Annotated in this window: 12 protein-coding genes; 8 read left to right on the top strand and 4 right to left on the bottom strand. The window is 63.2% G+C overall.

The window, feature by feature from the left end:
• Positions 1–174: 174 nt before the first annotated feature.
• The 5 genes from NKH35_RS14730 to NKH35_RS14710 all read left to right on the top strand — a co-directional run bounded on the left by NKH35_RS14730 (position 175) and on the right by NKH35_RS14710 (position 4,978).
• Positions 175–858 carry a M15 family metallopeptidase gene (locus NKH35_RS14730; RefSeq protein ID WP_352915101.1) on the top strand — a complete coding sequence of 228 codons (684 nt, stop codon included), beginning with the start codon at positions 175–177 and terminating at the stop codon, positions 856–858.
• Between the two features lie 230 nt (positions 859–1,088).
• Entirely contained in the window at positions 1,089–2,117 is a 1,029-nt protein-coding gene (locus tag NKH35_RS14725; RefSeq protein ID WP_023673082.1) for a sulfate ABC transporter substrate-binding protein, read from the top strand.
• Positions 2,118–2,135: 18 nt separating this feature from the next.
• Positions 2,136–2,987, top strand: a complete 852-nt coding sequence (cysT, locus tag NKH35_RS14720; RefSeq protein WP_023687973.1) for a sulfate ABC transporter permease subunit CysT — start codon at positions 2,136–2,138, stop codon at positions 2,985–2,987.
• Positions 2,980–3,864, top strand: a complete 885-nt coding sequence (gene cysW, locus NKH35_RS14715; RefSeq protein ID WP_023690809.1) for a sulfate ABC transporter permease subunit CysW — start codon at positions 2,980–2,982, stop codon at positions 3,862–3,864. The genes cysT and cysW overlap by 8 nt, the downstream gene beginning before the upstream one ends.
• Before the next feature lie 73 nt (positions 3,865–3,937).
• Positions 3,938–4,978: a sulfate/molybdate ABC transporter ATP-binding protein gene (locus NKH35_RS14710; RefSeq protein WP_023673079.1), complete on the top strand. Its 1,041-nt coding sequence runs from the start codon at positions 3,938–3,940 to the stop codon at positions 4,976–4,978.
• Between the two features lie 14 nt (positions 4,979–4,992).
• Here NKH35_RS14710 and NKH35_RS14705 read toward each other — a convergent pair whose 3' ends face one another.
• Positions 4,993–5,391: a type II toxin-antitoxin system VapC family toxin gene (locus tag NKH35_RS14705; protein ID WP_023725412.1), complete on the bottom strand. Its 399-nt coding sequence runs from the start codon at positions 5,389–5,391 to the stop codon at positions 4,993–4,995.
• Entirely contained in the window at positions 5,391–5,663 is a 273-nt protein-coding gene (locus NKH35_RS14700; protein WP_023687970.1) for an AbrB/MazE/SpoVT family DNA-binding domain-containing protein, read from the bottom strand. Before NKH35_RS14700 ends, NKH35_RS14705 begins: the two co-directional genes overlap by 1 nt.
• Before the next feature lie 240 nt (positions 5,664–5,903).
• On the opposite strand from NKH35_RS14700, the gene NKH35_RS14695 reads away from it, so the two are divergent.
• Together NKH35_RS14695 and NKH35_RS14690 are read left to right on the top strand one after the other, a co-directional pair.
• On the top strand, positions 5,904–6,890 hold the full coding sequence (locus NKH35_RS14695; protein ID WP_023707711.1) for a sulfate ABC transporter substrate-binding protein: 987 nt from the start codon (positions 5,904–5,906) through the stop codon (positions 6,888–6,890).
• 259 nt (positions 6,891–7,149) lie between these two features.
• Positions 7,150–7,599, top strand: a complete 450-nt coding sequence (locus NKH35_RS14690; protein WP_023673075.1) for an RrF2 family transcriptional regulator — start codon at positions 7,150–7,152, stop codon at positions 7,597–7,599.
• A gap of 65 nt (positions 7,600–7,664) precedes the next feature.
• On the opposite strand, the gene NKH35_RS14685 is transcribed toward NKH35_RS14690, so the two are convergent.
• Positions 7,665–9,233, bottom strand: a complete 1,569-nt coding sequence (locus NKH35_RS14685) for an acyl--CoA ligase (protein ID WP_023690804.1) — start codon at positions 9,231–9,233, stop codon at positions 7,665–7,667.
• Positions 9,234–9,334: 101 nt separating this feature from the next.
• Here NKH35_RS14685 and NKH35_RS14680 point away from each other — a divergent pair, with 101 nt between their 5' ends.
• Complete coding sequence (locus NKH35_RS14680; RefSeq protein WP_352915085.1) at positions 9,335–10,468, top strand: lysophospholipid acyltransferase family protein; 1,134 nt, start codon at positions 9,335–9,337, stop codon at positions 10,466–10,468.
• On the opposite strand, the gene NKH35_RS14675 is transcribed toward NKH35_RS14680, so the two are convergent.
• Positions 10,463–11,017: a gluconokinase gene (locus tag NKH35_RS14675; protein WP_023673072.1), complete on the bottom strand. Its 555-nt coding sequence runs from the start codon at positions 11,015–11,017 to the stop codon at positions 10,463–10,465. The two genes, NKH35_RS14680 and NKH35_RS14675, sit on opposite strands and share 6 nt — an antisense overlap.
• Positions 11,018–11,019: the final 2 nt, after the last annotated feature.

Raw genomic sequence — 11,019 nt, 5'->3', positions numbered from 1 at the left:
CCTCTGGGGGTTTGGTTGCTTAACTTCGCCGCCCCCCCCGCCGGGGGGGGGCGGCCCCCCCCCCCCCCCCCCCCCCCCCCCCCCCCCCCCCCGCCCCCCCCCCCCCCCCGCCCCCCCCCCCCCGAGGGGGGTGTGCCGAAGCGCTTGCATCGAGGATTGGCCTTAGCCCTATCCATGTTCGTTTCGACTTGCTCCCCCGCCGACGCCGATCCCCTGCCCGCCGGCTTCGTCCGCCTGGCCGATGTCGATCCCTCGATCCGCCAGGACATCCGCTATGCCGGCCTGGAAAATTTCCTGCATCGCAAGGCCGATGGCTACGAAGCCCCAATCTGCATCCTCACGAAGCAAGCTGCGCAAGCGCTGTCCGGTGTGCAGAAAGCGCTCGCCGCCGATGGCCTGACGCTGGTCGTCTTCGACTGCTACCGCCCGGCCCGCGCCGTTGCCGACATGGGCAAATGGACCAGAGAGGGCGGCCCGCCCGATCCGCAATGGTACCCTCAGGTGCAGCGCGGCGACCTCATCGCCAAGGGCTATATCGGCGAATTGTCCACCCATTCGCGCGGCTCGACCGTCGATGTCGCCATCGCCCGCAGCGACGGCAAGAACAAGTCATCCGCCGCTTGCGGCGCGGCCGGCGCCGGCACGCTCGGTTTCGGCACCAGCTTCGACTGTTTCGACCCGGCAAGCGAAACCGCCCATCGCCCATTGGCGGCAGAAGCGGCGGCAAACCGCAAAAGGCTGCTCGACGCCATGCGCGCCGGCGGCTTCAAGAATTATGCGCGCGAGTGGTGGCACTACACGCTTCGGGATGAGCCGTATCCAAAGCTGCGCTTCGATTTTCCCATCACTGCGGGCTGAACCGCCCGGTGCTACACCGAGCCTTCCCTCGCTCGGCCTTGCTTCTGCGCTGTCAGCTCCTAGATAGCGTCAAACCGGCCGGATTCGGGTTAGACCAATATGAGGAAAATATTTCCTTCCGAAACCCAATATCGGCGAAAATTTCCTTCGGGGGGACAAAAAATGCAACGTTGAATGCATCTAATTTCTATCAATTCGATAGAGTTCAGCCGTCATCAACGGAGGCGGAAATGACCAAACCTCATTTCAAGAAACTGCTCGGCGCACTGGTCGCCACATCGATCCAGTTCGGCACGCTCGGTTTCGCGTTTGCCGATACGACCATTCTGAACGTGTCCTACGACCCGACACGCGAACTCTACAAGGCCTATGACGAAGCCTTCGTCGCACACTGGAAGGCCGAGACCGGCGAGACGGTCACCATCCAGCAATCGCATGGCGGCTCCGGCGCCCAGGCCCGCGCCGTGATCGACGGCCTCGATGCCGATGTGGTGACGCTGGCGCTCGAAGGCGACATCAACGCCATCGTCACCAAGTCGAAGAAGATCAACCCGGACTGGCGCAAGAAGTTCGAGAACAATTCGGCGCCTTACACCTCGACCATCATCTTCCTGGTCCGCAAGGGCAACCCGAAGGGCATCCACGACTGGAGCGATCTGGTCAAGGACGGTGTCCAGGTGATCACGCCGAACCCGAAGACGTCGGGTGGCGCCCGCTGGAACTACCTTGCCGCCTGGGCCTATGCCAACGCCAATGATGGCGGCGACGAGGCCAAGAACAAGGAATTCGTCGGCAAGCTCTACGCCAATGCTCCGGTGCTCGACACCGGTGCGCGCGGCTCGACGGTCACCTTCGCGCAAAAGGGCATCGGCGACGTGCTGATCGGCTGGGAAAACGACGCCTATCTGGCGCTCAATGAATTCGGAGCCGACAATTTCGAGATCGTCTATCCCCCGACCTCGATCCTGGCCGAGCCGCCGGTGGCGATCGTCGACGCCAATGTCGATGCCAAGGGCACCCGCAAGGTCGCCGAAGCCTATCTCGGCTGGCTCTATTCCAAGGAAGCCCAGACGATCATCGCCAAGAACCACTATCGTCCGGCCAAGCCCGAGCTGGTGGATGCGGCTGACATTCCGAAGACGCCCGAAATCAAGCTGATCTCCATCGACGATCCGCTTTTTGGCGGCTGGAAGAAGGCACAGCCTTATCATTTCGGCGATGGTGGTATATTCGACCAGATCTACAAGCCGGCCCAGTAGGATTTAGATCAGGACGACATGACCATAGCACCCGCCAAGGCGGGGTGGCGATTCAGACAGCCGAGTGTCATTCCGGGTTTCGGATTGACGCTCGGCTTCTCGCTTGCCTACCTCACGCTCATCATCCTCATCCCCCTGTCGGGCCTGATCTGGCGCTCGGCAGCCCTCGGCTGGACCGATTTCTGGGCGATCGCCACCGACCGCCGGACCATCAACGCACTCGAAATCAGCTTCGGCACAGCCTTCATCGCAGCCGCCGTCAACGTCGTCTTCGGCACGCTCGTCGCCTGGGTGCTGGTGCGCTACCGCTTCCCCGGCCGCCGCGTCGTCGACGCCATGGTCGACCTGCCCTTCGCGCTGCCGACCGCGGTCGCGGGCATTGCGCTGACCACTCTTTATGCGCCCAATGGCTGGATCGGCCATCTCCTGGCGCCGCTCGGCATCAAGGTCGCGTACACGCCGCTCGGCATTGTCGTGGCGCTTGTCTTCATCGGCCTGCCGTTTGTCGTGCGCACGGTGCAGCCGATCATGGAGGAGATCGACAAGGAAGTGGAGGAGGCCGCTGCGACGCTCGGCGCCAACCGCTTCCAGATCATCACCCGCATCCTGTTTCCCGGCCTGGCGCCGGCCATCATCACCGGCTTCTCACTCGCTTTCGCGCGCGGCGTCGGCGAATACGGCTCGGTCATCTTCATCGCCGGCAACCTTCCCTACAAGTCGGAGATCGCACCGCTTCTGATCGTCATCCGGCTCGAGGAGTACAATTATCCGGCGGCCACCGCGATCGCGGCGATCATGCTTTTGCTGTCGTTCGTGATGCTGCTGGTCATCAACCTGGCGCAGTCATGGAGTCGCAAGCGCTATGGCTGACCCCGAGATCAAATCCTACGAACCGCATCACGAGAGCCGGTCGGCGGCGGTGACCGAAAGCCGGCCGGTGCGGCTGCTGCTGATGGCGGTGGCCTTCGCCTTCCTCGCCATCTTCCTGCTGCTGCCGCTGATCATCGTCTTCCACGAGGCGCTGGCGAAAGGCATTGGCGCCTACACGGAATCGCTCTCCAATCCCGATACGCGCTCGGCGATCCGGCTGACGCTGCTGGTGGCGGTGATCGCCGTTCCGCTCAACGTCGTCTTCGGCATTTCGGCTGCCTGGGCGATCGCCAAGTTCGAGTTCAAGGGCAAGGCTTTTCTAACCACGCTGATCGACCTGCCCTTCTCGGTCTCGCCGGTCATTTCCGGCCTGGTCTATGTGCTTTTGTTTGGCGCTCAGGGACTGTTCGGTGAATGGCTGAAGGCGCACGGCATCCAGATCTTGTTCGCCGTGCCCGGCATCGTGCTCGCGACCATCTTCGTCACCTTCCCCTTCGTTGCCCGCGAACTGATCCCGCTGATGCAGGAACAGGGCAACGGCGACGAGGAAGCCGCGCTCTCTCTGGGCGCCAATGGCTGGCAGACCTTCTGGTACGTGACGCTGCCCAACGTCAAATGGGGATTGCTCTACGGCGTGCTTCTGTGCAACGCCCGCTCGATGGGCGAATTCGGCGCGGTCTCGGTCGTGTCGGGCCACATACGCGGGCTGACCAACACCATGCCGTTGCATGTCGAAATCCTCTACAACGAGTACAACGCCGTCGGCGCTTTTGCCGTCGCTTCGCTGCTTGCCGGCCTGGCGCTGGTCACGCTGGTCTTGAAAACACTTCTCGAGATGCGCTACGGCGCCGAGATCGCCGCGACGCGCGGGCACTGACTAAATGCATATCGCCCAAGACTGGGAACCGGTTTTGGGACAACGACATGCACCAAATTACTGAGGGATCTACATGGAAGTTCGCGTTGCCAACGTACGCAAGGAGTTTGACCGGTTTCCGGCCCTCCATGACGTATCGCTTGACATCAAGTCGGGTGAGCTGATCGCGCTGCTTGGGCCATCCGGCTCCGGCAAGACGACGCTGCTGAGGCTTATCGCCGGCCTGGAGCGGCCGACGCGCGGAAAGATCTTCTTCGGCGACGAGGACGCCTCGCACCGCTCGATCCAGGAGCGCAATGTCGGCTTCGTCTTCCAGCACTATGCGCTCTTCCGGCACATGACGGTCGCCGACAATATCGGCTTCGGCCTCAAGGTGCGGCATGGACCGTCGCGACCACCGGCGGCCGAAATCCGCCGACGCGCCTCCGAACTGCTCGATCTCGTTCAGCTTTCCGGCCTGGAAAAGCGCTATCCGGCGCAACTTTCCGGTGGCCAGCGCCAGCGCGTGGCGCTCGCCCGGGCCATGGCCATCGAGCCCAAGGTGCTGTTGCTCGACGAGCCGTTCGGCGCGCTCGATGCGCAGGTGCGCCGGGAACTCCGCCGCTGGCTGCGCGAGATCCATGACCGTACCGGCCACACCACCGTCTTCGTCACCCACGACCAGGAAGAGGCGCTCGAGCTTGCCGACCGCGTCGTGGTGATGAGCCAGGGCCGCATCGAGCAGGTCGGCTCCGCCGACGAGATCTACGACACGCCGAACTCGCCCTTCGTCTACTCCTTCATCGGCGAATCGAGCATGCTGCCGGTCAAGGTTGAGAATGGCGAAATCTGGCTCGCCGACCGTCCGATCGGCGTGTCGGCGCCGCACGCACCCGAGGGCGATGCGACGCTGTATTTCCGCCCGCACGATATCGAACTGCTCGACGGCTGCAGCGGCTGCATCGCCGGCACGGTCGCCGCCAGCCGCCGCGTCGCCGGCACAAGACGCGTCGAACTGGAAATCGGCGGCGAGCGCCAGCGCGTCGAGATCGAACTGCCTGTGGACCATCCTGCGGCGCAGAAGAGCCGGGTGGCGTTCAGGCCAAGGCGCTGGAAGCTTTTCCCGGCGGCATAGACATCGATCCGGCGCTACTCCAGCCAGTTCTCGAGCGTCAGGCCCTTGATCCGACGGAACTCAGCGGTGTTGGCCGTCACCAGTGTCGTCCCCAACACACAGGCATGGGCAGCAATGAAAAGATCATTGTGGCCGATTGGCTGGCCTCTGGCCTCCAGCTCGGCACGAAGTGCTCCGTATTCGTTATCCATCGGCACATCGAGCGGCAGCACAGGTAACTCGGCGAGCAATTGCTCGACCTTGGCGAGCAGCTTGGCCGATCCCTTGCGGGCGCAGCCATAACGCAGCTCCGAGGCGACAACGATGCTGGTGCACAGGGCACCGTCTCCCGCGCGAACCGCCGTACTGGCGGCTTTGCCGGCCGGATTTCGGATCATGTCGCTGATGATGTTCGTGTCCAGCATGAACCGCATCAGAAGATGTCCTCGGGCCCCACGGGCGCATCATGAATCTCGGGAAAGTCGTCTTCAGGACCAAGCGGCGGCTCTTTCGCCCATTGGGCAAGGAGCGCGACGAGGCCGGGTTTGCGGACCGGCTCGATGATCAGCCGGTCGCCATCGCGGCTGATCAGGACCTTCTCGCCAGGCAGCTCGAATTCGACAGGGATGCGAACCGCCTGACTGCGGTTGTTGCGAAACAACTTCGCCTCCCTGGGCGGTGGTATCGAGTGACGGTGCTGCGGCATGGCAGCCTCCCCTGTCTGTTCCACTTGTATATGCCATTTGTATATGCCACTCGGCCTCGAATTGCAAACCACAGAAAACCCCAACGCATCGGCATTTCGGCTGGAATGAAATTTCGCCGATAACCTGCTTCAGCGATTTCTTTTTCGCTGCAACGCCATACGTCTGCCCCGTGTGCCTCGCAGTACACCCTCCGGCCCGGCTATGTTCTGGCAACGCATTGCACATCGGAGCCTGTGTTCATGAAGCGATTTTTCCTCAGCGTCGCCACTGTCGCCGGCCTGATCCTCGCCTGTTCGCAGGCCTGGTCGGCCGACAAATTGCTCAACGCTTCCTATGATGTCGGCCGCGAATTGTTCGCCCAGGTGAACAAGGCTTTCGTCGCCGGCCATCCGGGCGTCACCGTCGACCAGTCGCACGCCGGCACCTCGGCGCAGGCGCGCGCCATTGCCGAAGGCCTCGGCGCCGATGTCGTCACCTTCAACCAGGTCACCGACATCGACTTTCTGGTCAAGAAAGGCCTCGTCTCCGCCGACTGGCAGAAGGATTTCCCCGACAACGCCTCGCCCTTCTACTCGCTCCCATCCTTTCTCGTCCGCGCGGGCAACCCCAAGCACATCAAGGACTGGAACGACCTCGTGCGCGACGACGTGCAGGTGATCTTCCCCAACCCCAAGACCTCGGGCAATGCGCGCTACACCTATCTGGCCGCAACCGCCTACGCCAAGGAAGCCTTCAAGGGCGACGACGCCAAGGTGAAGGAGTTCGTCACCAAGCTGTTCAACAACGTGCCGATCTTCGACACCGGCGGGCGCGCCGCCACCACCACCTTCGTGCAACGCGAGATCGGCGACGTGCTGATCACCTTCGAGTCGGAAACGCGCGGCATCCGCAAGGAGTATGGCAACGACAAGTTCGAACAGGTCACGCCAACGGTCAGCCTGCTCGCCGAATTCCCGGTGGCGATCGTCGACAAGGTCGCCGACGAGCACGGCAGCCGTGACCTCGCCAAGACCTATCTCGACTTCCTCTACACGCCCGAGGGCCAGACCATCGCGGCTGAAAATGGCCTGCGCGCCCGCAACGCTGAAGTCGCGGCAAAATACAAGGCCGACTTCCCCGATGTCCGCCTGCTGACTGTGGAAGACGTCTTCGGCGGCTGGGACAAGGTACAGAAGGAGCACTTCGCCGCCGGCGGTCTGCTCGACCAGACCTATGGCAGCCGCTGATATCAGCAGCGTTCGACCTCACCTCACAAGAAAGCCGGCGCTTTGCCGCCTTCTTCGTTTTCGCGCGCCGACAAACGGCTTCAGGCGGAATCTGTCGCGATCGGTGAAAAACGTTACAAAGAATCAACGCCTTTGTGCCCAACGTGCAATCGGGCGGCTTGTTCTACGCGAAACCGGGTTGTTCAGGCGAAACGTCATGATTTGCACACAAACAACCGCCAGATGCGGGTGGTTGGGGTTTTCATGAACTGAAGCGGGCATGCTTACCAAAAAAGGCAAATACGGCCTCAAGGCCCTCGTGCATCTTTCCGGCCTGCCGGTCGGCCAGCTTGCATTCGTCAACGACATCGCGATCGCCAACAACATCCCGAAGAAATTCCTGGATGCCATTCTGGGCGAGCTGCGCAATGCCGGTTTCGTCCTCAGTCGCAAGGGCAAGGAAGGCGGTTATCGCCTCGCCCGGCCGGCTTCCGAAATCAAGATCGGCCACGTCGTGCGCGTGCTGGACGGCCCGCTCGCTCCCATACCCTGCGCCAGCCGCACGCAATACCAGCGCTGCGAGGATTGCGACGAGGCGACCTGCCAAGTCCGGCACATGATGCTGGAAGTGCGCCAGGCGATCGCCGAAGTGCTGGACAATCGCAGCCTCGCCGCCATGCGCGACGCCGACAATGATGATTTTCCGGTCGAGCTGACATCGCAGATCTAAATTAGAGCATGGTCCCGAAAAGTGCGAACCGGTTTTCGGACAAGATCATGCTGAAATGAGAGTCCTCAGACCAGGCCGAGCTTGCCGGCCAGGCCGACGCGCTGGATTTTGCCGGTGGGACCCTTGGGTATCTCCTGGAGAAACAGGATGTGGCGCGGCACCTTGAACTCGACGATCCGGCTGCGCGCGAAATCGCGTATCTGCTCGGCATCGGCGGTGGCGCCCTCGGCCAGCACGATGGCCGCACCCACCTCTTCGCCGAGCATGGCGTGCGGCACGGCGAAGGTCACCGCCTGCGCCACCAGCGGATGATCGAGCAGCACATTGTCGACCTCGAGCGGCGAGATCTTTTCGCCGCCGCGATTGATGATCTCCTTCAGCCGCCCGGTGATCTTCAGATCGCCATCCTCGTCGATGAGGCCCTGGTCGCCGGTGCGGAACCAGCCATCGCTGAAGGCAGCTTCATTGGCCACCGGATTGTCGAGATAGCCATCATGGATGTTGGCGCCGCGCACCGCGATCTCGCCCTTTTCACCCGCCGGCAGGATCGTCCCCTTGTCGTCCAGGATCGTCACCTGCGGACCCGCAGGCAGGCCGACCGAGCCTGGCTTGCGGCGTGCCGGCGGCAGGCCGTTGGATGTCATCTGGTGCGCCGCCTCGGTCATGCCATAGGCCTCGACCACCGGACAGCCGAAGACGCGCTCGAGGTCGCGGAACACGGTGTCGGGAAGCGCTGCCGAAGACGAGCGGATGAAGCGCAGCCGCGCAGCCGCGATGGTTTCGCCATTGCGGGCGGCGCGCGCCAGGATCGCCTGATGCATGGTCGGCACCGCGCTGTACCAGCTCGGCCGGAAATCGCCCAGCCAGCCGTAGAATTTGAGCGGGTTGAAGCCCGGCGTGCAGACAACAGCGCCGCCGACTGCCAGCTGTGCGCTGAGCGCCGCCATCAGCCCGTGAATGTGGAACAGCGGCATCACGTTGAGACACATATCGTTTGCCGACAGCGCCAGGGTGCTGGCGATGTTGGCCATCGATGCCTGCAGATTGCGCTGCCGCAAGCCGACGATCTTCGGTCGCGCCGTGGTTCCCGATGTGTGCAGGACAAGCGCGAAATCGTCGGGTCCGTTGAACTGCATATCGTCGAGGCGAGCCTCGCTGGCAGCCTCCACCTCGGCGTCGCCCGCCAGCAGAAACTCGCCGGCCTTGGCGCCGTCAGTCACGACGACGTCGAGCACCGCAATGCCGAGCCCCTTTGCGGCGTTGCGCGCGGCATCGCCCATGCCTTGTCCGCACAGCAGCAGCTTCACATCGAGATCGCCGAGATAGAAGCGGAATTCGTCTTCGCCGTAAGCCGGATTGAGCGGCGCCGCCGTCGCCAACGCCGAGACCGCCAGGAAACAGGCCGCCATTTCCGGGCCGTTGGGCAAGACGATGCCGACGGCCGTGCCGCGGGCAACGCCACGCCTGGCGAGATCGCCGCAGAGCTTGTCGACAAGATTGGCGAGGCCGGCAAAGCTCAGGGATGGCCGGTCCGGCGCCATCAGCGCCACCGCAGCCGGCCGCCAGGGCGCCAGTTGGGGAAGTGCTACCGATAGGGCCTGTTTCAAGTTCGAACCCTGAATGGCGTTCACCATGGCCTTGCCGGCGCCGATTGCGCGCCCGTGGCAGACGCAGTAAAGCGATTTCCGGACGCACGCAAGAACAGGTGGACACCGATCGGATGAGGCTGCCGTGGTTGGGAAAATCCCGGAAAGCCGACCGGACACCATCTTCCGCCGTCATTTATCATACGGAAGTCATCGCCGACATCCTGGTGCCCGAACGCGCCGAGAATGTTCGCTTCTTCAGCCGCAAGCAGGTCCGCGCCGGCAAGTTGCGCACCTTCAACAACAGGGATCTCCGCGAGCTGCTGCTGGCCGCCTTTTATCTCGGGGTCGCGGCATTGCTACCGGTCAATTGGTGGGCCGCGATCTGCAGCCGCGTATCGGGGCTGCGCCTCAAGCGCCATATCCGCAAGGATTTCGTGCGCTACGCTGCCGCGACGCGCGCCGTGCTCGGCAATGGCATCGATGCGCAAAGGCAGTTCAGGGCCTTGCTCTGCGCCAACCACCGCCGGCGTTTGCTACTTGCCGCGCATCTCATCGGCCGCCGCTGGTCACCTGATATCCGGCTGGAGGGCCTGGAAGGCCTGCAAGCGGCGCTGAAGCGCGGCCACGGCGCTATCATCTGGTGCGATCAGTTCACGACCCAGACCATCATCGGCAAACGCGCTCTCCATGAAGCCGGCATCGAGACACACCAGCTCAGCGTCAGGGCTCACGGCATATCCGATTCGACCTTCGGCTTGCGCTTCCTGAACCCGCCGATGGTTCGGGTCGAGAACCGTTTCCTGAAAAGCCGGATCATGTTCGACCGCAGCGACGCCTACCAGGTCACCGGCCGGATCCAGAAGATCCTTGGCAGCAACGGCGTGGTGTTGGTGACCAACACGGTGCATGCCGGCTCGACATTCACCGAAGTCGGCCTTGGCGAGAGCGGCTGGACCCACCTGGCTTCGGCGCCGACGAATTTCGCTGCCAGAGGCAAGGCGGCGCTGTTTTCCATGTCGACCTTCGAGACCAATCCGTTCCGCCAATACCGCGCCGTCCTAAGTCCCGAACTGGTGCCGGCCCCGGCAGAGGCCGGCGAGCCCGCGACCAGAGCCGGCGGCGCCAAGAACATGGCGCTTCAGGCCGAGTACATATTGCTCAAGCGCGACCGCTTGCTGGAGGCGCTGAAACTCTATCCCGAGCAAATGATGGTCTGGTCAGGCCATGACCGGTTCACCGAACGGCCGGAAACCGCCTTGCCCGACGAGGGTGGTTCATGATTTTGCGCCGGCCAGCAGGCTGGCAACGGCGGTGACGATTTCAGCCACTGGAAGTGTGGCGTCGGCCGTCAGCGCCCGCTCGTCGGCGCCAGGCGGTTCAAGGATGGCGAACTGGCTTTCGACCAGGCTTGCCGGCATGAAATGGCCCTTGCGGTTGGCGACACGCTGCTTGGCGGTTGCGGGATCGATCTTCAGATAGATGAAATCGATATCCCGGCGGAAGCCACGCAGACGATCGCGGTAGCTGCGCTTCAGCGCCGAGCAGGCGGCAACCACGCTTTGGCCGCTGCCGGTCAGGTCGGCGATCCGCTCGCCGATGGCATCGAGCCAGCCCTCACGCAGTTGATCTGTGAGCGGCTCGCCGCTCGCCATGCGGGCGACGTTTTCGGGTGGGTGCAGCCTGTCGCCTTCGACAAAGACGGCCCCTTCCTCTGCTGCCAATGCTTTGCCGACAGCCGATTTTCCGCAGCCGGCGACGCCCATCACCACAATGGCCCGAGGCACTGAGCCGGTAGCGCCCATTGGCGCCTTTGCGGTCTTTTCGTCCATGG

It is taken from the genome of Mesorhizobium sp. M1143 (assembly GCF_040318435.1).
Taxonomy (GTDB): Bacteria; Pseudomonadota; Alphaproteobacteria; order Rhizobiales; family Rhizobiaceae; genus Mesorhizobium.
The sequence above is the reverse complement of the archived record's forward strand: the minus strand, read 5'-3'. Positions and strand labels throughout refer to the sequence as shown.